This is a genomic window from Mesorhizobium sp. A623 (assembly GCF_054489405.1).
Genome location: NZ_JBTMXB010000011.1, coordinates 128817 through 150744, shown reverse-complemented (window position 1 = coordinate 150744; position 21928 = coordinate 128817). Strand labels below are relative to the sequence as shown.

The window sequence follows — 21928 nt, the reverse complement described above, 5'->3', positions numbered from 1 at the left end:
ACCCACCCCATCACGACACCAAAGGCGGCCTCCGGGTCGCCTTTTTCTTATCCCCGATCCCCATTGTGGCTTGCTGGTTCCCAGGTGATCATTTTTGAAACCAACCATTCAGGAGGGGCATCCATGTTGGGCATAAAAAGGATTCTTATTGCAGCGTTGGCGACCGGCACGGTGCTGATCGGTGTCGGGGTGGCAAGTGCTGAACCCATGCCTCACGACTTCACGGTGACTATCTCGCGCGGGGAAACGAAGCTCGTCACCCACAGTGAACTGGTCACGCTCGAAGAGGGCGACGATGCTCCGGAATGGTACAATGGCTATCCTTTGGATGCAATTTGCGGAGCGTGGGATTACAATGAGAGTGGGATTTTGATTTCCATTCTGGAAACCTGTCCCGTTGACACGATAGGTTTCACGTACACTGTCGAACTCAACCCAGCGATCCGCACGATCACCGTAAACGTCACCGATCAAGAGGTCCCCCAGCCTGTCGGCTGCACGGTTCCTGAAGGCGGCAGATTCGTATTCAGAACCCTACGCTCGGGAGTTCTGCCATGCTGACGCCCGTTCAATCCGAAGGCTTCCAACCGCTAAAACTCTTGTTCCTGCCGCTATTTATTTTCGTGATCTTCGCAGCGATATATATCACCGGCGCAGGGCTCGCTTCCCTGTCTGACGGCTATGATGCCCTGGTCGAAGTCGGGGTGCCTGTGGCGCACGACATGATTTCGCTGATCACCGGATTTCTGGACTCCATTCCGCATATGGGTGCGGCTCTCGGCGTCGTCGGAGAATCGATCGCGTTCGGCTACAGCCTGCTGCCGTCAATCGAAATTCCGACGGGTGTCATTATCGTAGCCAAGATAATGGGGGCGATGGGGTTGTGTTCATTCATCGGCATGGCGTTCTTTTTGGGACTGGAGGCGGCCTCCGATCCGGAGAGCTATCCGAACTGAGCGATGTCCGCCAATGGATTGAACGGCCTCCTGACGGGGGCCGTTTTCAATTTGATCGATCGTTTTCCGTTAGTTCCTTGCATAGTCCCGAGTGAGAATCTTCGTGAAAGCAATTTCTGCGGAGGGTTCGTGATGCGTGAGACAGTATTCGAAAACGGGTTGAGGGTGCCGGTCGAAGTTAACGAGATCTTTGATGCGGTTCTGGAGCCGTACACGTCGGCCGAGGTGACGGGAGTGCGGGGAGACGTAGCCCCGTTTCTGACGCGCGATGAATTCGACGACGTCATGATGTCGATCAATGAGGTCCGCGAGGCGGTCAATTCGGTAGCGAAAAACGACGAAGACCGGGATCGCGTGTTGTCGCATATATGGGCTGACCTGCCGTCGTGGGCGAAGTCGCGTGAGGCTTTTCAGCAGCGATGGCAACTGCGCGTCATCGATCCCAGGGTGTCGCTGTCGCCCGGATACGTCCGTGGGCGCGTCGAAGAAGTTTTGGCAGCCTTGGAGGCGATGCAAGAACCCGAGCCAGCAATGGCTTTCGGGATGAGATAGCAGGGGGCGAGAATGGCGACGACGAAAGAAGAGAGATCGCGGCTCAAGCGACACCTGAAGTTTCTGACGAAGCATCAGGGCAATCCGCTGTCACAGGCATTCCTTACGAAGGCCGACTCCCGCAATGGCGTTTTCGTGACGGTCGAGATGGACGGCAAGGTTCGGAAGCTTAGCCTCAATTCGGCGCAGATGACGGCCATCACCTGGTACGCGCTCGGCCATTTGAAGATGGATGCAAACCGCGAAGGAACGTTGCCGCCATCATTTGACGGCAACCCGCGCCTGCGCCGTCATATCGACACGTTCCGGAATTTCGGCCACTTCCGCGAATTCGTCGCGTGCGAGAAGCAGACGCCCGGTCTTCACCGGAAACAGCCCCGCACGGACGAGGGTGATCGCATCACCGAGCACCACGAACGCTTGGTCGAGCTGTTCGCCTACGCCGTGCTGCCTGTGTGGGCCAAGGACGAAAAGGCGTTCGTTAAGCGGTGGGGGATCGTCGCAGGCGACCACTGTTTCCGCGCGATGCTAGCGCCGACAGATTCACGAAATCAGCAAACGAGGAGGGCTGCATAATGGAAAAGACCGCAAGCGAAATAATGATGGAAACGCTCAGGCAGCGGATTCTGGATCAGTACGAGGAGGACGCGCTGCTGCGGCTGGGCGGCCGCCGGTTCGGCATCGAAATCGAGGGAACGACCCGTGATCCGTGGGAACTGACCGCGGACGAGCGCCTGGCATGGATTCAGACTGTCCATGAGGCGATGACAACCATCCGCGAGGATGCGCGACTGGTTTCGTTCACAAGGTCATGGGCAGGTCTCGACAAGGAACACCGTGACCACCTGCTCGATGAGAATTCCCACCTGTTTGCGAAATCTCGCCTCACCGACATGAAGGCGATGACCGAGGACGAATGCGCTTGGATCAAGGGAGCCGATAGCTGGGAGGTCGCTGACTTCCTAACGGACAACGGGCCGATTTACGGAAGCCGCCCTTCCCTGATGCCGGGCAACAAGGAGCCTGTCGCCCCTCCGGTGATGAGGCCGTCGTTTGCGATGGCGGCATAATGCTGTCGGCGGTTTTCAGGGGAGTTTTGTTACTTGCTGTGCCGGTTGGTTTCCTAGTCGTGATGTTGGTCGCCGTGCGGAGCAAGAACGACATCAAACCTGCCGCCGCCGGCGGCGAGACAGACATAGTGATCACCGGTTCGGTCACGCAATAGATCAGGCTGCTTGCCCCCCTTGGCGGCCTGTAGAAACCCCTGCCCGGGCTCCTCCCCGTGGCGGGGGTTTTCTTTTTTCGGAATGGGGTTGCCGGATGCGAAAATTGGGGTGACCTTTATTGATGACGGTGTGAAGGACAGGCCGTCGAGCGTACTGCCCGGGACCCCGCTTCCCTACCCCCTCCCCACAAGGGTTCCCGGGCAGTCCATAGACGGCGATAGGGCCGCTTAACGGTCTCACCCGCTGCAGTTGTCATACACTTTGTCGAAAGCCTGCCTGACGATTACGGCGACGTCTTCGTTTCCGTTGGTTTCCGCATCGGGAGGGCTGTCTCGGGTAAACGTAATCATCCCGATTTTACGGCCGTTGCCATCAAGGTGGAGGCGTTCCCCCTCGCCCACAAACATTGCCCGGAAGCATTCGTCGGCGGACGTGCTGTCCATAACCATGAACCCGTCGGCGGTCTCGACATCGAGCAAGTAACCCGCTGCAATGGCTGCGAGCAGGATCTCGTAGGCGTAGCTCTTCTCAAATTCGTCCGCTGTCATGGCACAATCACTCCTAACTTGTGAATGACTGTAAAGCAGCTATCTGTCAAATCTTTTCGAGATAGGCCTGAATGACATTGAAGGCCTCCAGGACTTCGCGCGAAGCCCGGTCGACGGCGTCGTTCATGTCATTCGGCATGAAATTATCGTGACCCATCCGTATGAAAACGATCTCTTGGCCGATGGCCTCGATCATCTCAGAGAACAGGGGCCCCTCTACCCTGTCGAGATCGTACATGGCCATCTCGACGGCATATCTGACGTGCGGGCACATGGCTTGTGACATCGGCGTTCCCTCCATTTTGGATAAGAATTCGCCCCTCCACTGCAAGAATCCAGACATTGTCCCATGCGGCCCTGGCGGGGATGATTGTCGGCACGACGAACAAGGGGGCAATCAGATGGCGCAGCACACCACCCTCACAACGGATTCCGACAGGAAGTTGCGGCACCTGCTTCGTCGTGGGATCCGCTCGGGAGCGTTTACCTGGGACATGACGATGCCGCCGGTCGTCTCGTCATCCAAGTGGCTGTTCGATGCCGTCGGTTGCGGCCGCCTACATATGAAGGATGTGATCGAGGTTACGGGCGAGGAATTCAGACGTGCTCATGAACGCATGCTGGATGGCGATCCCTGTTCGTACGTAGTCGTCGGCGGTCATCATGAATTGGTGCACGGCTGGTGGGCCGGGATGGCGGGGACGCCTGACTACGAAATCATGCGGGTTGCGTCCGGAAAGCTGGAACGTATTGAGGACGCCCGTTTCCGGGCTTTCCACGGCAAGGATCCCGACACCCGCCGAACGGCTGATTTCGATGTCTATCGGGTGCTATCGGGGTTCTGCAAGGCGCACGCCAAGAGTTCGCCGGTCACCAGCCGTGGGTTTCAGGTGGCGCATTTGCCGTTTTTGAAGCCCTGCTGACTTTCTCGTTGGCCTTTGGCGGTATACGCTGCCGACCGGGAACGGGAGGGGTCATGCTGAGAATTGTCGCCGCCGCGGCATTGGTGGTCGCGTCGTTATGGACGATGCCGTCGATGGCTGCCAACGCCACGCAGGAGAAGTGCACCTGCGATTTGAAACCCGAAAGTGTGCTCAATAACGGGGCATCGGTTCGTAATGCGACGGTTTGCTGGTCAACGGAGGACGTCGATCGCCAGTGGTGCGACATCTCCGTCCAAGCGATCGAGGGCGATGGCCGGCACCAAGCGATCATAAACGAATTCGTTCACCTGCAGAGCGATCCCGTGAAGATGACGGCGTTCCTGCAGGCGCAGGCCCAGAATTCGCTCGGGAGCCTGAGCGATCCCTCGACAATGGAATTCGTCGCCAAGGCGCAGGTGGAACTTCCTGCCGTCATGAAGGTCTCGGCCGAGGAATCGGCCGAATGCGTTGCGGCCTTCCAGCGATATCGGGAAACCAAAGAACCGTTCAAAGGCATCTACGACAAGCAATTCACCTGCCAAATTGGCGAGACGACGGGATGGCTGCGCATGACGTATGTGATTGGCGATATCAGGTTCGTGTATATGGTCGCGCCTGATGCGTGATGTGCGACGAACATTTGTACAATGGCTCCGAGATCTTATCCGTACCGATGTCCCAGGCATACGGCAGGGGATTGTAACCACCGTTATCATAGCTGCCGGGATCGCGTTTTGGGTCTGGATGACGACCAGTCCGCAAAAGCTCACCATCGATTTCAGTGACATCCAAGGTTGTGCTCTCGGCAAACTGGCCGACATCGCCAAGCGCCAGATGGACGACATCCCTTTGACCAATGGCGCTGACTCGATGACGATTTGCGACGACAGACCACTGGTCGATGTCAGGTCAGAACTACCTCGGGCGCTCGCCAACCGAATTCCAGGTTGTTTGGTATGGCGTGGCAAGGATTCAGGTGGTCTCGTTCTCGTGCGCAAAAGCGATGCCGTCTGTGCGCGGCCTGACGGCAAAGGCTTTGTCTGCGATGGCGCAATGGCCCCGCACTCACTCGGAAACAATGCCATCGGCGATTCCATAGACGTAATCAAACCATGCTCGGTCGACCTGCTGCGCCGCTTCGGCTTCTCATCCTGATCGGCATAAAACATCGGCAAAAGAGATCGGCAACGCATATCGGCAATTTGTGATGCATTTGGCTTCCAGTTGCCTTATAACGCGGGCCTTTGGAACTCCATAGAGATAGGCAAGAAATGCTGGAAACTCCCGCTCGAATTGAACCCTGTCTGTTCGGGGATGCAATCCCGTCCGTACTAGCCGATCTCACTGTCGAACTTCAGAGAGAAGCCAGCGATCTGGGCCGAGGCCTAAATCCGGATTCGGCAGCCGAAATGGCCGATCTCGTGCGCGTCATGAACAGTTACTACTCGAATTTGATCGAGGGCCACAACACAAGACCGCGGGACATCGAGCTTGCCTTGGCTGGAGCCGAGGTCGATCCGGAGCGGCGGCCGCTTGTTCTCGAGGCCATGGCGCACGTCGAAGTCCAACGGGAGGTTGACCGTCTCTATCGAACTGGCGAACTGCCGGTCCCGACATCCATAGATTTTGTGCAGTGGCTTCATCGTCGCTTTTACGATGTCATGCCTGAAGAGTTCCGTTTCATCCAAAAGCCGGACGGCACCAGGGTTGAAATCGTCCCTGGTGCGTTTCGGTCGACGGTCGACCATGAGGTTGTCGTTGGCAAGCACCATCCGCCGTCATCGGATCGCGTTCTCGCCTTTATGGAGTATTTCCAGATGCGATTTGCGGGTGCCGAGAAGCAGGCAAGTCAACGCATCATTGCGATTGCGAGCGCGCATCATCGGTTCAACTATGTGCACCCGTTTCCCGACGGAAATGGACGAGTATCCCGCCTCATGTCCCATGCGATGGCCTTGCGTGCCGGGATCGGTGGCAACGGGCTGTGGTCGATTTCCAGGGGGCTTGCGCGAGGTCTCAAAGATCGCAGCGAGTACAAGCTGATGATGGATCTCGCGGATAGCCCACGGCGGGGCGACCGCGACGGCAGGGGGAATTTGTCGGAGGCCGCGCTCATCAGGTTCGTCGAGTGGTTTCTGTCCGTTGCCTTGGATCAGGTCAGGTTTTCGGCGACGATGTTCGACCTGGGACGCCTGGAAGATCGGATCCGTACGCTCGTCAAAGATATCGTCGACGACAAGCGAGCGCCCGACTTGGTGGCGGCCGTATTGCGGCATGGTAGTTTGCCGAGGGGCGATGCCAACTTTGTCTTGAAGACGTCCGACAGGACGGCCCGCAATACGATGTCGGAGCTCGTCGATCGAGGATTCTTGAAATCAGAGGGGCCGAAGAAGCCCGTCAGGATCGCGTTTCCGTTGGACTACAGGGAGCGGCTGTTTCCGAACCTGTTTACGGATGCCGAAGTTGTTGTTCCCGAGGCACCATCATTGAGATAGTTAAGCAGGGAGTTGGGCAAAACCTGACTTTAGGTTTGGGAGTGGTGCGAAAGTCGAGCCAAGCCCTGCCAGGCAGCCATGGCGGTGTCAAAGAAATGCCTGAAAACGTCGAATGGCGGAGATCTGGTTGTAGTTGGCTTTCCATAAAATATTTTCAGGACGCCAACACAAACTCTAGTGCTGTCAACAACTTATCTTCAAATTATACTTGCATAATGTCATAATATAATATACTATTTAGATAGTAGACAAGAAAGACAGACTCCGGAGAACGAGACGATGACCTACATCCTCACAAACCCGAAATCCAACCGCATCATGGATGTCATGGACAGCCTTGAGACCCTGCAGCAGGTCGATCCGACGGTCGTGTGGGAGGGCAAGAAATTCGTGTTTGGGGGCTTCCTGGTGGTGACGGACGAAGGCGTCACCGTAGGTAGCTGCATCGATGATCTCGAACGGGGGAGCCTGAAGTTCGAGGGCTACTTTCACTGACCGGTGATGACCTCAGGTGGGGAGGCATGGCCCTTTCCCGACATGCTTGACGCCTCGGGAAGTCGAGGTGACTGATTTTATCAGTGGGGTGTGTACCCCGAAATAATAAGGGGAACATTATCATGACCGGAATCGAGACCCGTGAAGCGGAGTACAAAAAAATCTTCAACGCTACCAAGTTTTCTGACAGCTACCTCTGCGGCTGGCCCAAGGGCACCCTGTCGACACCTAACCGGTTCCTCGATGCAGTTGAGCGATCGTCAGAGAACGATCCGATTGTCCTTCTGGAGATATCCAGGATGAACGATGGTGAGCGCCGCGAATGGCTGAACGGTGGCATGAGCCGTGAAATGGAATCCTGCGAACGGGACGGCCGCGATTTCATCGATGCCGAACTCTGGAACCTGGATGGCAGCAACTACCCCTCGGGGAACCTCCATACGGAAATGCTGCCGGTGGCGGCGCGACTTCTCCTTGCCAGGCAGATGGCGGCGTCTGTCGGGATGGGCCTGGCTTTGGCTGCGCCTTCCAAGGCGGCGTAACAGATTTCACACCTGATGCCGGTCATAAAAATGTTGGAAACCCGCTCTTGACTTAGAGCGCACTCGAAGCCGTAGCTTCCCTTGCGTCGAACGAGAACAGGTGACTCATGAAGATCGGCGAATTCGCAAAGCAGTCCGGTTTGTCGGCCTATACGCTCCGCTATTACGAGAATATCGGCTTGATGCCGTATGCGGATCGAGACCGATCCGGACAACGCGATTACGACGCTTCAACCCTCAATTGGATTGAATTTCTCGGCCGTCTCAAGACGACGGGAATGCCGGTTCGAGACATGCTGCGCTATGCGGAGCTTGTCGGCCGAGGGGATGAAACTCTGAGCCAGCGCCGCGAAATGCTCGAAGAGCATCGTGACCGTGTCCGGACTCACGTAGCCGATCTCCAAGCCTGCCTTCACGTCCTCGACAACAAGGTCGCCTCCTATTCCGAGGCGGAAGCAAAGGACTGAAAGATGACGAATACCAACGAAATGCAAACCCGGCAGCTCGGGCAAGGGCTTGAAGTCAGTGCAATCGGCCTCGGCTGCATGGGCATGAGCTGGGCCTACGGCGCTACCAATGCCGACAAGAAGGAATCCAGGGCGACGATCCATCATGCGCTCGATCGCGGCGTCACCCTGTTAGACACCGCCGATGTCTATGGCCCGTACATAAACGAGGAACTCGTCGGCGAAGCGATCAAGGATCGACGTGATCAGGTTGTGCTCGCGACCAAGTTCGGCATCGTGCGCGGCCTCGAAGCGGTGCCGGGAGTTAGCGGGCAGACGGTCAATGGACGCCCGGATTACGTGAAGTCTTCGTGCGAGGGGTCGCTCCGCCGGCTCGGCGTCGATCATATCGACCTTTATTATCTTCACCGCGTCGACCCCAATACGCCGATTGAAGATACCGTCGGTGCAATGAAGGAACTCGTCGAGGCAGGAAAGGTACGCCATATCGGCCTGTCGGAAGCCGGTCCGGAAACCGTTCGCCGTGCTCATGCGGTGCATCCGCTGACGGCACTTCAGAGTGAATACTCGCTCTGGTCTCGAGACCCGGACGATGGTGTCCTGCAGACGCTGCGGGAACTCGGCATTGGCCTGGTCGCCTATTCCCCGCTGGGAAGGGGCTTCCTGTCCGGCGCAATCCGCTCGGTGGATGATCTCGCGCCCGATGATTATCGGCGGCAATCGCCTCGCTTCATGGGCGACAACTTCGCGCGCAATTTGGAACTCGTGGCCAAGATAGAGCAGCTTGCCGCCCGCAAGGGTGTGACACCTGCCCAAATGGCGCTTGCCTGGGTCTTGGCACAGGGCGACAAGATTGTTCCGATCCCGGGTACCCGTCGCCGCTCACGGTTAGACGAGAACCTTGGAGCGTACGAGATCAGTCTTACCCGTGAGGACCTGCAGGAAATTGAGACCGCACTCCCCTCCGCTGCTGGAGATCGTTATGGTGAAATCGGCATGAAAGAGCTGCGCCGATAGACGACATTGTAACGAAGAACGATGGAGGATCGCGTCGAGCACGTCGGCGCGGTTCTCCCAGATTTGGATTTCTTTATAGCCAGCGATGCAGCTACCGATGAGTACTGCTGCTTACATCAACCCGATTCTCTCGAAAAAAGCCTTGTTTCGAAGCTTGGCTGAATCCAAAATATCCTTGAATGACGATATCTCGATGAAAATATTGAAAGCATCGTCCCAACGATACCAAGTTCCAGACCCGACCTTTTGATGGAACGGCCCTAGAGCCCTCATAACGGTCCGCAGGCTAGGCGTGACATCAGCAATGATATGACAGACGAAGGGAGTTGTGTCGGCAATCTGTCGAAGAGGGGTGCCATCGTATTTAATGGCCTCCCCTGATTTTCTCATATCTTCGACGTATTTCCGCACTTGAGTGATCGGGTTTTTCTCAAGGGTGTAGTCATCCCGTTTAGGGCGTTTGAATTCAATGATCGTGATTGGCTGCGACAGGTCTGTGTTTTGAAAGCCGAGACCAGTCTCGAATACCGAGATATCGGGGCGATCAAGAGGATTCTCGGGGTTGGCGATTTGAGCCTTCATTTGTTTATCTGAATTGAAATATGAGAAGAATGCGAGCCGGTCATCAACGATCCAGAGGTTATGATCCTCGTAATCGAGTTCATCTGATGTCGATTTCAGTGGGCATACGATGTCGTGCACTATGTCTTCGTAATCCGAATGTTTGGCCTCGATGTCCGTATATTTTAAGCCTTCCTCGAACACCTCCAATATCATCTTTCTCTTCATGACATACTCGGCGAGAGAAGAAACAGATTCGCTCTGAAGACCAGCCACATATTCCTGGGCCTTAGCCGTAATATCTGGCAGCTTCTTTTTAACGGATGTCAGAAATGCATTCTTCCGGCGTTTGTATTGCCTGAGCGACTGCCGCGATAACTCAACGAAGACCTCCTCCTCTTTCTGCATTGAAAGATGGAGTTTGCCGGCGAATTCCTTACTGTCGCGTGCGACGCTCAGGAAACGCGGATGCTCAATCCTAAGCGAAGCAACGACTTTTTGTTGCCGCTCACGGATTTCGGTGATCTCGGGAGCCAAGAATTCTTTGGCTTTGGCCTTGGCAGCATCAACGATCAATTCGAGATCGTCATCAGATAGAGAGAATTCAGTGCGGGTGTCGTTCGCTGTTTTGTTTAGAATTTCGGATTCGACATAGCTGAGATATGCGTGCTTCCCACCGATCGCGTTCATACCCAGCACGGCATCCAGTTCGTAGCGCTTTACCGCACGGCCATTGGCACCGAGATACAAAGCGTTCGTACTCTTCTCATCGTCTGAAATCGACTTTGGAAGCAGAAAACAGTGGCAAACGAAATCGAATTCTCCTTGCGAAAGGTTCAATGAAAATGTGAAGTCATGATCACGCTCGGTGACCGATGTGAATTGGTCGAAAAGGTCAATATTCTCTTCGCCGTCGAGGATTTCAATTTTTGGCTGACTTATATTCACGAAATAGCTGATGAAATGAGCGAGTACCCGACTCGCGATCGTGCTGGCCTTGCGTGGAATCGAACTGGCATACGCATCCCTGTACGGATACAAATCGACGGTCGTACCGATATGTTCAACCGTCACGCCGTTTGAATATTCTATGTTCTGGATGGGGTCATCGAGGCAAAAATCGAAAGTCACGCGGCTTACTGCTTCAGTGTCAGCGAATACGCTTTCAATTCGAATTGAATCGGCAACCTTCAGCCACAGAAGTCGTCCCACGCCCTTGCCGCCTATGGGAGCCTTCTTTTGAGAGTCCATTTTGACGAATGAATCGAGGTTTTGCTGGTTGAAACCGATTCCATTGTCGTTGATTTTAAAACCGATGCATTCTCCATTCTCCGCCCGGACGACCATTACACGGATGTAGCCGGATGAGATTTGATCGCGACCGAAGCGCTCTTCGATAGCCTGTATCGAGTTCATGATCGCTTCGAAGAGCGGAAAAAGCGTGTTCTTGGGATTGGGCGCTAGCGAAATGTTGTTGATCCGACCAGCCGGGTCACTTCTCCAGTTGAATGATGTTCCCGCAATTGCATCCATTTTTGGCCCATTCTCGGCATAGGTTCCCGACTGGAACGAAACCGAAGGTTAGCTGCCTTGATCCGTTTTCTCAAGGAGACGGATATTGCAACCGAAGCTGTAAACGCCGATTTCCGCTCCTGTAGGGCAACTCACCACGGCCGATCACTCAAGGCCGCAAGGTTCGCTCGGTAGATGGCATGTGGCGATGCAGCAATGACGCGCCTCGCGATATCTGTCGTCTGCCCCTTGGATATGGCTACCATGATCGCAACTCCTTCGTCATCACCTTGGTGGCTTGCGGACCCCCATGTCATGATTCAGGGCATCACTGGGCGAAGCCAATTCTGCTTTGCTCAAATTCCTGCCTTGGGGGGAGGCCATGCACATGCCAGATACCGACGCCATTGCGATCCCGGAGGCTCCTTATGTCCCCTGCCTTGTCATGGACGATGACCACCTTGCCGTACACGGCCGCAACATGTGGTTAGGGGATCCCTTCCACGTGCTGCCTGCCGACGAGTGGGACGCCTGAAGATGGCGATGGCTGCCGAAGCTGCCAACGGTGCCCGGACGTCCATCGGCGGCATCATCGGCATCGCCGGCGGCGAATGTCTGGTTATGGCAACGGCCGAAGGCGCTGGGCGGTTCCTTGCGTGGCACGACGAGACCTCCCAACGTATCGATACGGATTCCTTCTTGCTGGGGTTGTTCCCTCTCGAGATTGTGGATTTCTTCGATGCCCCGGGAGGCCGAGCGCGCGGTCTTGTCATCAAGGACATGGGCGGTCGCGTTTATATCGATAGTGAAACCCGCCGCTGGCATGGCAGCCTCGATTGCGAAACGGATAACCCGTCTTGCTATGCGTTGTTCGACCCAATGGAACAATTCAAGACAAAATAGTACGCGCTCACCGAAATCATTTTCATCTCATAATTGTGAAGACAGGTCACAGCAAGGCTTGTCAGCTTATTTGATTCTTGATTTATGCCATGAGTTACTATATAATATAAGAATGACCGCAAAGACGGTCGGGGAACATCAGCAACAGAAGCCATCAATTTGAGGAGAAGACAGATGGGCAAGCTTGAAGTTTGGGAAAGCATCACGATGAACGCCATTTTTGGCGGCATCTTGCGAGGCGAGGAATGTGAGGACGCGACGGAGAAAGCCGCTTGGCTTCAGGAGGTCGCAACCGATCAGAAGCTGACCTTCCGCCGTGACGAAGTCATCCGCGAAGTTCCGGAGACCCGTGCCGAGGTTGTCCTTCGTGCCTTGTCCGATCTCGTTGACAGTGGGCTACTCCTGCAGCCCGGCAGAGACACCTATCGCGTGTCGGCATCCGGAGCTGAAGCGCTCGCCGCCGAGGAAGGCTGCGCCGCCGAGTACATGGCAGCACTCGAATTCACCAGGCTGCCATTGGCGGCTTGAGGATGGCGATGGGGAGGTTTCGGCCTCCCCTGACTGCACATGAAATCAAAAAGACAAAGGGGAACGACGATGATGAATGTAGAAACCAATACCGGAAAATTCGATGCCGCGGTTGCCGAGTTGTCGCCACATGTGTCGACTCATAGTGGGTACTGGAGACCTTGGGACGAACTCGGCCCCATCGTGGGAGAAATCGTTTCAAGCGCCGAGGGAACTGATCAGCCCGACAGGAATAGTGTCGAGGCTCTGGTGGATGCCGCCAAGTTGCATGATTTCTGGAACGGGATCACCGACCGGAACAAAAACAAGAAATTCGATGCCCTTGTGAAGGTGTTGTCGCCGAAATTCTCGGATGGAAACGGGGGGCAGAAGCCTTGGTCAGCAGTGAGACCACTGGCGGAAAAGCTCGTTGAGTGGGCTGAAGGAGGCCATGCTGATCTTTGGCGCATCGATGCCCTGATGAAGGGTGCGAGGTTGCGTAATCTATGGGGTAACTGACGACTCCGCGCAAATCGAGAAATCAGAAAAGTTTGGAGGTCGGCCATGGACGATGAAGACGAAATTCTAACCGGAATCCTGGTTAGGGAGTTGACCGCTGTACTGCAGAGCGACCAGGGCGTCGATGCACCTAAGACGGGATCTTTACAGGCTGCCAATGATGGCGGTCGTGACGAAATCCAGTCGGACGAAGAACTCAATAGCGCTTTGGATCGCTTCTGCGAAATCCTCGGTGCCGAACTTGGTGATGCAGAATTCGCCGAAGCTGAAGCGCTCATCAGTAGGATAGGAACCTATGAGGATAAGACTTGGGCGCGTGGGGAAGCAGCGTGACGCCAAGTGCACGCGGCTGTCATCATTGGCAGTGGGTGGTATTCATATTGATATATTTTTCGGTAATTTGAGTAAACCCTTGTTAAAAGGCTGGGAGAGTGGAGAAAGGTCGAGCCACATCCTTCGGCGCGATAGTTGAAGTCGCCGTGTATGGCTGCGCTGGTAATCGGTCGAGTTGCCATTCTGCCGAAGAGGCTCGCCCTTCTTGGTCGAAATTTCTCGATTATACTTAAATTATTTTTCGATCGGCAAATTCACGCGTCGGTATAGCTAGCCTTGTCAACTATGTTTTCTGTGGTTATCCCTTGATTTCTATCATAAGTTACTATACATTATATGTAGATGATCGATAAAGATCACTGCCCCAAAGGGGAACCGAAAACGCCATTTGTGAGGAGACAATTATGGCCAGATACATGAACACCATCGAATTCGACGATCGTATTGCAGCAGGCCAGGACCCGTTCTGGGCTGCCCGTATCGAGAAGAGATCGGCTGCGCGCAAGGGTATCCTGATCGAGATTGAAGACGTCCTGGAAGGTAGCTTCGGCGACGAAAATCCCTACGCCTTCGACGGCGGTGAAGAGGATTACGGTTTCCGCTTGAACTGACCGGCATCCCGGAGGGGCTGCGGCTCCTTCCCACCATCTTTGAAATCTCATCCTTTGAAAGGATCACGACATGAAAAATGCAGCGATCACAATTTCAGTAAACAAGCCAACCGACATTTGGTTCGGCGACCCTTGCTACGTTTACCCGCAAGAAGCCTGGCAGGATTTCTGCAAAGAATTCGAGAAGGAAATCGGCGAAGAACGTGGTGCTGCCATTTTCGACGACGTCGACAAATTACTTGTCATGTCCACGGCATGCGGCGACGGAGACTATCAGCTGTACCGGGACGCAGACCATGTCGGATCGGCGCTCGTCGACTCAGGATTGCTCGCATTTATCCCGCTCGACTTCATCGAGAACTGGGACGGCGACACTAGCCTTGGCATCGTGCTGCGCGACTTCACCGGCACCGTTACGGACGATGCTGCGAACTGCAACTGGTGCGGCGGCATCGAGTGTATCACGGACGGTTCGGACATCGATGAAGGCGACGGTTGGAATGAAGATGACGATTTTGACGATGAGGACTACGACCAGGCTGCCTGACAATCTCCCGGGATGCCGGTCATTGCTGATGAACCCAAGAGGGAAGTGGTGCCTCCCCGTTCAATTTCGGGAGGCAAATTATTTTGTTGACACATATCCGGTATGCAGTCATCATCGAAACATAAACAGGAGTTGACCATGAAACTGAACGAAACCGCAGCCACCGTTCTGACCGTTCTTCGCGAAACGGAATACGAAAACAGTTGGACTGAAGACGGACACAACTGGTTGGAGATCTATCTGGATAACGCTCGCGTCGACGCCCGTGTTCGTCATCTGAAGGGCCGTGCCTGGGCATCGGCACTGTCAGTTCTTTCGAAAGCAGGTCTTTACAAAGTCGACGATGGCTACGCTTTCGGCTTCGTCAGGATGACGTGATGAGCGATTTCATGGAAGTCCGATATGCAGACCCCGATGCCCAGGTCAGCGTGCTGCGCCTGGGCATCGGGAAGCCGCAATATCGCGTGATGTCGTGCTTCTCCGGTATCTCGGCCGCCTCGGTTGCCTGGAAGGACGACTTCGAATTCGTCGCCTTCTCGGAGCCTGCTGCCTTCCAGTCACATGTGCTGCATCACAGGTGCGGTGCATCGCGGCCGAAATATCTCCCGGAAGGCTTCGATCCTGCGGATTACGAAACCTTGCCGGAAAGCGGCGTCGTAAATTTTGGCGACATCTCCCAAATCACCGATGACGATCTCCGGAAGTTGGGCCACGTCGATGTCCTTGAGGGCGGCTCGCCTTGCCAAGACTTCTCTGTTGCCGGACTTCGTCAGGGCCTCGATGGGACGCGAGGTAACCTGACGCTGGCTTTCGTGATGCTGGCCGAGCGCATGAAGCGCATTAACGGCCTCAAATTTGTGGTTTGGGAAAACGTGAGGGGAGTGCTCAGTGATGAAACAAACGGATTCGGAAATCTTCTGGCAGCTCTCGTCGGAGAGTGGGAGCAGCCTTTGCAGCCGCCAAGGCAAGGATGGTCGTGTGCAGGTCACGCTGTTGGACCCGAAGGCGAAGTCGTCTGGAGAACCGTCCAGGCATCATCATGGGGCCTCGCCCAGCGTCGCGATCGTGTCTTTGCTGTCGCCCATTTTGGAACCGATGTCACTGGAGAAGCTGCAGGAGTTCTCTTCGAGTCCGACGACCTGCCGTGGCGTTTTGAGGAGAGCAAAGAAAAACAAAACGTTGTCCTCGATCCCGGCCGACGTCGTTCAGGCGCTGCAGGCCGTCGCATCGAAGAAGAAGTCGCCGGCGAAAAAGTCTACGCGCTCGACATGAAATCCAAGCCCACGGCATCGACCACGGCCTATGCGATCACTGCCCGGAATGCCGGAAATCCTCAGCTGCTCATTTACAAGGATTCTCCTGACGGCGGCTGGATCGTCCGGAAGATGACGCCGCTGGAAACCGAAAGGCTGCAAGGCTTCCCTGACGACTGGACGGCGGTCCCGTTCAGAAAGCTTCAGGTCGCCGCCGCCGGACATCGCCGCGGTGCGGTAGGCAACTCGATGCCCGTCCCCGTTATGAGGTTTATCGGCCACTTCCTGCATGGGCGTCTGTCCGTACTCGATGCAATCGAGAGAAGGAACAGGGCTGCAGCCTTGAATCCGGTCGCCCAGAATTCCGGGAATAGGGCTGCGGCATGAGAAAATAATCGAAAATAATTTCGTCGTAATTTTTGCGATGTAGTTGCCATCGGTGTTTGTCAACAAGCTTAAGGCTTGTAAACGTCACAACTTACTACTATTATATAAACATGATCGAGATAAACGAGATCGATATATCAAAGGAAGAAGACAATGACCAAGCAGATCGAAAAGAACGCCCTCAAGACTTCGGAACTGGTTGATTTCCCGACAGCGACTGCAAAGCGTGGGTATTACAATGAGATCAACAGCATCACACTGGCCGATGGCTCCGTGCTGCAGGCAAGTGACATCATCAAGATGTTCAGCGGCGTCCTGCCGGAAACGTTCGTCGAGTTCGACAAAAAGATGCGCGGCGACAGCCTCAACCTCGATGTCTACGGATACGATCCGGAACAGGGTGTCGCCATCATCCAGATAAGGCATTTCTACAAACGCTATGCCAATGGCTTCGCCAACATCCACAAGGACTACGTCCTGGTCGGCCGCAACGAAATCACCAACGAACTCTTCCGTCACCCAGTGTCGGCTCACGCTGTTCATGCTGGCGTCCGCAAGGACGAAGAGAACCCGGTCTCCGCCGTTCGCGCTGCCCAAAAATGGATGTGGGGCGTCAACGACAAGCAATTGGCTTCCGGCATCCGCCAGGGCGACATCTTGATCGTTCCCGCCAAGGGCAAGCCTGCGAACGCAGTGAAGATCGAGGCCGAGACCGTTCTGGTCGGCGAGACCCACGAGGTCCATGCAGCCGAGTTCTGCAAGGACAAGAAAGGCGTCGTTTTCGCCTACGGGCCGACCGTCCGGCACACCAAGGGTCAGCATCTCACGACCTACGGCGACGGCGATTTCTGGCATTCGATCCGCGTCGCAGACGAAGCCAGCACGTGGGAATGGGGTGCCCGTCTGGGCGACTGACGGCTTCGGGGCGGGCGAAAGACTATAACAAAAGGGGGCACGTCCGTTCCGAACTTCTTGAAGATTATGAACAATAGCGAGGCAACAAAATGAATATCAAGGATTTCACCATCGACTGCACCGGCGACGTATGCCAGGGCGACATCATTCTTTTCACCGAGGGCGTCTTTGGAGGCTCGTTCCGGAGACCCAGCCATCTTGGTGACCGCCGGATTGCGGCAAAGGTGATCAAGGACTCTTACGGTATCGACAAGCAGCAGCACACATTCAGCCTGGAGGTCATCTCCAGCGACGGACATGACCCGATCGAAACCGGAACGAAGACCCGCCGCAAGGGGCGCAACGTTTACCGCAACGGTACCGTGCGCCAGGTTTGGGCCGACGAGAGCCAGCGCAAGGTATCGCTGGACGAGAAACACGAACGCGGTTCGATGGCGCGTGCTGCACGCGATGAACGCCGCGCTTCAAATGATGACAATTACTTCGGGAGGGCGGCATGACCGGCATTTACAGAAAACACGGGATGCGCCTCGGTAACTTTGCCGACGTCGCCGCCGCAATTTTCGAGGTCAACGGCGGTGATCCCGATCCCTTGACCGTTGAGGACATCATCCTGTTTGCGTTGAAGGCCGAGAAGTTCTTGGTCGAATGCAGAATCCCTCTGCACCTGATGCCAGGAGCCGAGGCGGTTATCTCGACCCGTGCCGAGAACACCGGAAACGAAATTGTGCTGCGGCGCGCGGCCAACGACTGGCGGCTTGTAGGCCTCAGTAATCTGATCGACGAGTCCGAAAAGGAAGCGTCCTTCAATGTGTTCCTTACAGACCGCCAGTTGGCAATCACGGGAGCATCGCAGACGTACGAGCAAGCGGCTTAATCGGCTAACATTTATGAACAAGAGCGGAGACTAAAACATGGAAAACGAAGCTATCAAAGCTGACCACTTCATGGTTGTTGGCGACAATTACTGGGCCAAGAACCGAGACCTGACGAAGGCGTTTCTGGAGTGGTTGAGCCACAGGAAGCCGATCGGCGCGGTTACCGTCCATGTCCGTCAGGTCGATGCTGGCGCTTACGTGGACGAGATGGGTACCTTGCATGCAAAACGCTCGGTTGAGTTGCCCGACGTCATTGTACCCACGACGGCGATCAAGGCTCTCCGTGCAGCCCTGGACGAGATCGAAGACTGTCTGGAACCTGCTGAATACGCGCGCGACTCACCTGCCTGGTACGGGCTTGCGCCCAGCGAGGTCAAATCATTATGACAAAAGGCATCAGAAACTATGAAACCGCCCGACCGACACTCGGCGGCTTGGTTCCGTTGAAGCGGCTTCTGGAAGACGTCCACGTGACCATGCCTGATCGGGCATACGTCACCGCCGAATATGATGGCGCTGCCTGGAAGGCCGTACGGGTTCTGACCGACACCATCGGCGGCAGGGCAAACCTGTCAGGTTGCTCGGCACTGTCCAGCTTCCGCCCTCTGAAGGAAGCCCTGAGTTCTCTGCTGCCGCTCGAAGAACGGGTGCGGTTTCGGGCCCGGGTCGAACTCCGGAGATCGGATCGGGGACGCTGGTATTTCCGGGATCCTAACGTGGTCAACGAAGGTATCCCGCTGCACAGAGAGATCGCCAATGTCTGATTGGAAACGGAAATCGGCGAAGGCGCGGTACGGGCAGTTGATCTCCAGCACGGTGCTGTTCGGCATCGGGGCTTGGATATTCGGCGGCACATGGATGCAGACAGTCTGCCTGGTCATGGCTGCAGCGGTGGCGTTGGCCATCGGTAACGAGATCTGGCGGGATAGCCGTCGGAACAATGGGTGAGGAGCCCGGAACACGAAAGCAGGAGGTACTGACAATGAGAGACATGGAATCAAAACTGGAAGCGATGCGTATGCTGGAAGGAATGCTTTCCCGCGACAGGATGCCCGAAAGGTCGATCCTGCCGGAAGCGAAGATCGCCCGCCTACGGGAAGCGGCCGAACGGTTCACCGGTGAAAACCCGTTCAAGGTTGGCGACATCGTGACTGTCCGTGAAGACGCGCCGATCATAGGGGCTGGCGATCCGCATCTCGTAATCGAAAGCGGTTCGGATGATCTTTCGACAGCCCGACCCGAGGATGGGAGCTGGACTGACAGTGTCGTCCGAAATGTGCGTCTCATCAGAGTAAGGGAAGACGATATCATTCCGATGGTCGTACCGCACTGGTCTCTGGAGCCTTACGAGGGCTGAAGGAGAAAACATGAAACTCGAAACCACACCCAACGGCATCATCATCGCAACAGTCGGTCACGCCACCGGCGATGCCGTTCAAAATGTCCGACGCCGTCTCATCGATGACGGCGTCGAACTCAACGAGCGGACCCTGGTGATCATGGACGGGCGCGAAATGCTTGTGTACCCGGCTGCCGGAATGTCACCCGAAGACGCCTCGGAAATGACCAAGGCCCTCGCCTACCGTTTGACGACAACAATCCACTGAATCCAGAACGAAGAGGAGAACATATAATGAACAAGAAAACGCACATCATCGCAGTAGCAGCCATCATCGCGGCATCGGCATTATTCGCATTGGCATCGAACCTGGCGGATGCCCGGGCATCTGACGGTGTCGACCACATTGCGGCCTTCGAAACCCTTTGTACCGATGCCAGGCGCATGTCCTCGGCTTCGGATACGCTCCTGGACCGCTGTGAGCGCTGGACGGTATCCCATGCATCGTAAGCGGGCCTGCACCTCCTGGCGTCTCGTCCTGGCAGGGGTCGCCCTCACCACCTCGGCCGCCACTGCACTATTCGGCACCGAGGGTCAGGTCACGGATCTCGCAATGGCGGGCGGCGGCGCTCTGGGCTTCTGGCACCTGGCGGTTTGGGGCGTCTATCTCGATGCAAAGAGACTTCGCGAAGCGGGATGAAACCGCGTGTGCCTTGCATGGATCGCAGGCAGAATCATGGAAATCGAAGGGGAGGATATCATGGATACCATCACGACAGTTAACGCACCCGCATCCGAGTGGGCCACCAACATCGCCATTCTCGAAACCGGACTCTACGGCCGTGAATCCGTCAGTACCGTGCGGAATTCCGTTGGCCTGACAGATTTCGGCAATTCCGAAGAAATCGAGAACACGACGAGAAAGCTTCAGACGGCATGTGCCGATTTCGGGTTCTCGATCGATACCGAGGTGATGCTCGAAAGCCTTCGTTTCGACCAGTGGTCGGCTGGCGTTCTGAAACGGGAACTCGAAATCGTGAGGGCCGACATCCGCTGCATGAATGCCATCGGTGGGAACGACTGGCCGGATTCGTTGAGGGCCAGGCTGGCGATCTACCGCCAGTATCGGGGTTTCGACGCGTACGAGACCATGGCGGCTTGATGTCGACAATTATGAATAGAAGCCGGAATAGATAATCATTGAAATCAGGGAGGCAGACAAATGCAAACATGGTTGGATTGGTATGCTTCCCAATGCCTGGCACCGTACCGACGGGCTAGCGAACGCTCGAAAATTGACGGCACCGGCATGTTGCCAGATCTCGACAATCCGGGCGTTGCCTTCTGCTGGTCGTGCGAGCGCGCGGGGCGGTTTCTCTACAATAATGTGGAGCCGACCAGGAATACCGGATGGCAAGAACGGATGCTCGAGAAGGGCATCCCGTATGCCATTTGGGAGGCCTGTGGCTTCCAGGGTATCCATGTTCTGCCATTCGCTTCCACACGCTGGAACGGTGCCGCACCTCTGGCGGCCGCCCTCGATACCGACGCCGTCCATGATCTGGCCGAAGCCAATATCACCGACGACATCAGAGATTTGGGGCGGACGACCGTGGAGGAATATTCCCGCGTCTACCTCGATCTGCCGCATCGCGCATACATGCTCGGGGACACAAATGTTCAGTTGCGCGCCCTGTTTGTGATGCCCAATGCTCATCAGGGCAAGGCAACATTTGTCGCCGTGTTCACGGCGGCCGACTCCAATCACGGTGTCCGGCTCATCTGGAACGAGGGCGAGGAACCGGTCGGGGCTCCGGAGATACGGGACGGGATAGCAGATGGGTTCTTCGAGGGATCCCTCGACGTGCTCGGCGGCAACGACAGCCTGTTCGATGCCGCGCTGCGCGAAGATAAACTCGTTCTGTCGGATGTCCTTTCCGATCTCGAGGACTTCACCTGGCTGACGGTCGCGTACCTCCAGACCGAGGAAGAAAACCGCCCTGCCCCGTTGGAACGCCTTCCATATGTAGCAGCAGACGATCCCCGCCGCGGCGGACGAAAGGCTCGTCAGGTCGCCAAGAAGTTTTCATTGTTCTCGATCCTGAAAGTGACCGGCACCACGGTGGAACGGGATCCCTCTGACAAGGAACCGTCATCTCGTCAAATTGGCCGTCGCCATCAGGTTCGCGGCCATTTCAAACTGCAAGCGTTCGGGCCCGGTCACAGCAAGCGCCGTGTAAGGTGGATTGCTCCATTCATGCGCGGCGACGCGAGTTCGACGCCCGTTACGCCAATCCGGATACTGCGTTCGGCGAACGATAACGGGTGGGGTGACGAGGCGGCTTAGCTTGAACTGATGCTATGCATATAAGCACATGATAATCACATAAAAGGAGGGCAACAATCATGGAGAAGCAAACATTCAATCCTATTGCCATCGGT

General features: G+C 55.8%; 37 protein-coding genes. 34 read left to right on the top strand and 3 right to left on the bottom strand.

Going from position 1 to position 21928, the window contains the following annotated elements:
* The first annotated feature begins 123 nt into the window (after positions 1 to 123).
* From ACX3P1_RS14005 to ACX3P1_RS13985, 5 genes are all read left to right on the top strand, one after another.
* Positions 124 to 561 (top strand): hypothetical protein, encoded by a 438-nt coding sequence (locus tag ACX3P1_RS14005; RefSeq protein WP_459080194.1) that lies wholly within the window; start codon positions 124 to 126, stop codon positions 559 to 561.
* A complete protein-coding gene (locus ACX3P1_RS14000) occupies positions 555 to 956 on the top strand; it encodes a hypothetical protein (protein ID WP_459080193.1) in 402 nt (133 codons plus the stop codon). Before ACX3P1_RS14005 ends, ACX3P1_RS14000 begins: the two co-directional genes overlap by 7 nt.
* 132 nt (positions 957 to 1088) lie before the next feature.
* A complete protein-coding gene (locus tag ACX3P1_RS13995) occupies positions 1089 to 1508 on the top strand; it encodes a hypothetical protein (protein WP_459080192.1) in 420 nt (139 codons plus the stop codon).
* 12 nt (positions 1509 to 1520) lie between these two features.
* On the top strand, positions 1521 to 2084 hold the full coding sequence (locus ACX3P1_RS13990; RefSeq protein WP_459080191.1) for a hypothetical protein: 564 nt from the start codon (positions 1521 to 1523) through the stop codon (positions 2082 to 2084).
* Positions 2084 to 2578 (top strand): hypothetical protein, encoded by a 495-nt coding sequence (locus tag ACX3P1_RS13985; protein ID WP_459080190.1) that lies wholly within the window; start codon positions 2084 to 2086, stop codon positions 2576 to 2578. Before ACX3P1_RS13990 ends, ACX3P1_RS13985 begins: the two co-directional genes overlap by 1 nt.
* Before the next feature lie 392 nt (positions 2579 to 2970).
* Here ACX3P1_RS13985 and ACX3P1_RS13980 read toward each other — a convergent pair whose 3' ends face one another.
* Positions 2971 to 3282 (bottom strand): hypothetical protein, encoded by a 312-nt coding sequence (locus tag ACX3P1_RS13980; RefSeq protein WP_459080189.1) that lies wholly within the window; start codon positions 3280 to 3282, stop codon positions 2971 to 2973.
* 46 nt (positions 3283 to 3328) lie between these two features.
* Positions 3329 to 3568, bottom strand: coding sequence for a hypothetical protein (locus ACX3P1_RS13975; RefSeq protein WP_459080188.1), 240 nt, complete (start codon positions 3566 to 3568; stop codon positions 3329 to 3331).
* A 115-nt stretch (positions 3569 to 3683) separates the two neighbouring features.
* Here ACX3P1_RS13975 and ACX3P1_RS13970 point away from each other — a divergent pair, with 115 nt between their 5' ends.
* The 8 genes from ACX3P1_RS13970 (at position 3684) to ACX3P1_RS13935 (ending at position 9221) form a co-directional block, all read left to right on the top strand.
* Complete coding sequence (locus tag ACX3P1_RS13970) at positions 3684 to 4205, top strand: hypothetical protein (protein WP_459080187.1); 522 nt, start codon at positions 3684 to 3686, stop codon at positions 4203 to 4205.
* A gap of 53 nt (positions 4206 to 4258) precedes the next feature.
* Complete coding sequence (locus tag ACX3P1_RS13965) at positions 4259 to 4831, top strand: hypothetical protein (RefSeq protein ID WP_459080186.1); 573 nt, start codon at positions 4259 to 4261, stop codon at positions 4829 to 4831.
* Between the two features lie 118 nt (positions 4832 to 4949).
* Positions 4950 to 5360: a hypothetical protein gene (locus ACX3P1_RS13960; protein ID WP_459080185.1), complete on the top strand. Its 411-nt coding sequence runs from the start codon at positions 4950 to 4952 to the stop codon at positions 5358 to 5360.
* A gap of 254 nt (positions 5361 to 5614) precedes the next feature.
* Entirely contained in the window at positions 5615 to 6700 is a 1086-nt protein-coding gene (locus tag ACX3P1_RS13955) for a Fic family protein (RefSeq protein WP_459080184.1), read from the top strand.
* Positions 6701 to 6979: 279 nt separating this feature from the next.
* A complete protein-coding gene (locus ACX3P1_RS13950; RefSeq protein ID WP_459080183.1) occupies positions 6980 to 7195 on the top strand; it encodes a hypothetical protein in 216 nt (71 codons plus the stop codon).
* A 122-nt stretch (positions 7196 to 7317) separates the two neighbouring features.
* Positions 7318 to 7737 (top strand): hypothetical protein, encoded by a 420-nt coding sequence (locus ACX3P1_RS13945; protein ID WP_459080182.1) that lies wholly within the window; start codon positions 7318 to 7320, stop codon positions 7735 to 7737.
* Between the two features lie 107 nt (positions 7738 to 7844).
* Complete coding sequence (locus tag ACX3P1_RS13940; protein ID WP_459080181.1) at positions 7845 to 8204, top strand: MerR family transcriptional regulator; 360 nt, start codon at positions 7845 to 7847, stop codon at positions 8202 to 8204.
* A gap of 21 nt (positions 8205 to 8225) precedes the next feature.
* The gene (locus tag ACX3P1_RS13935) at positions 8226 to 9221 is read left to right on the top strand and encodes an aldo/keto reductase (RefSeq protein ID WP_459080219.1); all 996 of its coding nucleotides are present in this window, start codon (positions 8226 to 8228) and stop codon (positions 9219 to 9221) included.
* A 111-nt stretch (positions 9222 to 9332) separates the two neighbouring features.
* Here ACX3P1_RS13935 and ACX3P1_RS13930 read toward each other — a convergent pair whose 3' ends face one another.
* Positions 9333 to 11315 (bottom strand): ATP-binding protein, encoded by a 1983-nt coding sequence (locus ACX3P1_RS13930; protein ID WP_459080180.1) that lies wholly within the window; start codon positions 11313 to 11315, stop codon positions 9333 to 9335.
* Positions 11316 to 11682: 367 nt separating this feature from the next.
* Between ACX3P1_RS13930 and ACX3P1_RS13925 the strand changes: the two genes are divergently transcribed.
* The 21 genes from ACX3P1_RS13925 to ACX3P1_RS13825 all read left to right on the top strand — a co-directional run bounded on the left by ACX3P1_RS13925 (position 11683) and on the right by ACX3P1_RS13825 (position 21833).
* Positions 11683 to 11829, top strand: a complete 147-nt coding sequence (locus ACX3P1_RS13925; protein ID WP_459080179.1) for a hypothetical protein — start codon at positions 11683 to 11685, stop codon at positions 11827 to 11829.
* A 2-nt stretch (positions 11830 to 11831) separates the two neighbouring features.
* A complete protein-coding gene (locus tag ACX3P1_RS13920; protein WP_459080178.1) occupies positions 11832 to 12197 on the top strand; it encodes a hypothetical protein in 366 nt (121 codons plus the stop codon).
* 174 nt (positions 12198 to 12371) lie between these two features.
* The gene (locus ACX3P1_RS13915; protein ID WP_459080177.1) at positions 12372 to 12725 is read left to right on the top strand and encodes a hypothetical protein; all 354 of its coding nucleotides are present in this window, start codon (positions 12372 to 12374) and stop codon (positions 12723 to 12725) included.
* 69 nt (positions 12726 to 12794) lie between these two features.
* Entirely contained in the window at positions 12795 to 13223 is a 429-nt protein-coding gene (locus ACX3P1_RS13910) for a hypothetical protein (RefSeq protein WP_459080176.1), read from the top strand.
* A gap of 45 nt (positions 13224 to 13268) precedes the next feature.
* Positions 13269 to 13556: a hypothetical protein gene (locus ACX3P1_RS13905; RefSeq protein ID WP_459080175.1), complete on the top strand. Its 288-nt coding sequence runs from the start codon at positions 13269 to 13271 to the stop codon at positions 13554 to 13556.
* Positions 13557 to 13960: 404 nt separating this feature from the next.
* Positions 13961 to 14167 carry a hypothetical protein gene (locus ACX3P1_RS13900; RefSeq protein WP_459080174.1) on the top strand — a complete coding sequence of 69 codons (207 nt, stop codon included), beginning with the start codon at positions 13961 to 13963 and terminating at the stop codon, positions 14165 to 14167.
* A 70-nt stretch (positions 14168 to 14237) separates the two neighbouring features.
* Positions 14238 to 14714, top strand: a complete 477-nt coding sequence (locus ACX3P1_RS13895) for a hypothetical protein (protein WP_459080173.1) — start codon at positions 14238 to 14240, stop codon at positions 14712 to 14714.
* Positions 14715 to 14852: 138 nt separating this feature from the next.
* Complete coding sequence (locus ACX3P1_RS13890; protein ID WP_459080172.1) at positions 14853 to 15092, top strand: hypothetical protein; 240 nt, start codon at positions 14853 to 14855, stop codon at positions 15090 to 15092.
* Positions 15092 to 16354, top strand: a complete 1263-nt coding sequence (locus ACX3P1_RS13885; RefSeq protein ID WP_459080171.1) for a DNA cytosine methyltransferase — start codon at positions 15092 to 15094, stop codon at positions 16352 to 16354. Before ACX3P1_RS13890 ends, ACX3P1_RS13885 begins: the two co-directional genes overlap by 1 nt.
* 153 nt (positions 16355 to 16507) lie before the next feature.
* Positions 16508 to 17269, top strand: coding sequence for a hypothetical protein (locus ACX3P1_RS13880; protein WP_459080170.1), 762 nt, complete (start codon positions 16508 to 16510; stop codon positions 17267 to 17269).
* Between the two features lie 89 nt (positions 17270 to 17358).
* Positions 17359 to 17769 (top strand): hypothetical protein, encoded by a 411-nt coding sequence (locus ACX3P1_RS13875; RefSeq protein ID WP_459080169.1) that lies wholly within the window; start codon positions 17359 to 17361, stop codon positions 17767 to 17769.
* Complete coding sequence (locus tag ACX3P1_RS13870) at positions 17766 to 18146, top strand: hypothetical protein (RefSeq protein ID WP_459080168.1); 381 nt, start codon at positions 17766 to 17768, stop codon at positions 18144 to 18146. Before ACX3P1_RS13875 ends, ACX3P1_RS13870 begins: the two co-directional genes overlap by 4 nt.
* A 37-nt stretch (positions 18147 to 18183) precedes the next feature.
* Positions 18184 to 18534, top strand: a complete 351-nt coding sequence (locus tag ACX3P1_RS13865) for a hypothetical protein (RefSeq protein WP_459080167.1) — start codon at positions 18184 to 18186, stop codon at positions 18532 to 18534.
* Positions 18531 to 18911, top strand: a complete 381-nt coding sequence (locus ACX3P1_RS13860) for a hypothetical protein (RefSeq protein WP_459080166.1) — start codon at positions 18531 to 18533, stop codon at positions 18909 to 18911. Before ACX3P1_RS13865 ends, ACX3P1_RS13860 begins: the two co-directional genes overlap by 4 nt.
* Entirely contained in the window at positions 18904 to 19095 is a 192-nt protein-coding gene (locus tag ACX3P1_RS13855; protein ID WP_459080165.1) for a hypothetical protein, read from the top strand. The genes ACX3P1_RS13860 and ACX3P1_RS13855 overlap by 8 nt, the downstream gene beginning before the upstream one ends.
* 34 nt (positions 19096 to 19129) lie before the next feature.
* Positions 19130 to 19504 carry a hypothetical protein gene (locus ACX3P1_RS13850; RefSeq protein ID WP_459080164.1) on the top strand — a complete coding sequence of 125 codons (375 nt, stop codon included), beginning with the start codon at positions 19130 to 19132 and terminating at the stop codon, positions 19502 to 19504.
* Positions 19505 to 19514: 10 nt separating this feature from the next.
* On the top strand, positions 19515 to 19754 hold the full coding sequence (locus ACX3P1_RS13845) for a hypothetical protein (RefSeq protein WP_459080163.1): 240 nt from the start codon (positions 19515 to 19517) through the stop codon (positions 19752 to 19754).
* Positions 19755 to 19780: 26 nt separating this feature from the next.
* Positions 19781 to 19996 carry a hypothetical protein gene (locus ACX3P1_RS13840; protein WP_459080162.1) on the top strand — a complete coding sequence of 72 codons (216 nt, stop codon included), beginning with the start codon at positions 19781 to 19783 and terminating at the stop codon, positions 19994 to 19996.
* On the top strand, positions 19986 to 20186 hold the full coding sequence (locus ACX3P1_RS13835; protein ID WP_459080161.1) for a hypothetical protein: 201 nt from the start codon (positions 19986 to 19988) through the stop codon (positions 20184 to 20186). Before ACX3P1_RS13840 ends, ACX3P1_RS13835 begins: the two co-directional genes overlap by 11 nt.
* Before the next feature lie 60 nt (positions 20187 to 20246).
* On the top strand, positions 20247 to 20648 hold the full coding sequence (locus ACX3P1_RS13830; protein ID WP_459080160.1) for a hypothetical protein: 402 nt from the start codon (positions 20247 to 20249) through the stop codon (positions 20646 to 20648).
* 60 nt (positions 20649 to 20708) lie between these two features.
* On the top strand, positions 20709 to 21833 hold the full coding sequence (locus tag ACX3P1_RS13825) for a hypothetical protein (RefSeq protein WP_459080159.1): 1125 nt from the start codon (positions 20709 to 20711) through the stop codon (positions 21831 to 21833).
* The last annotated feature ends 95 nt before the right edge of the window (positions 21834 to 21928 follow it).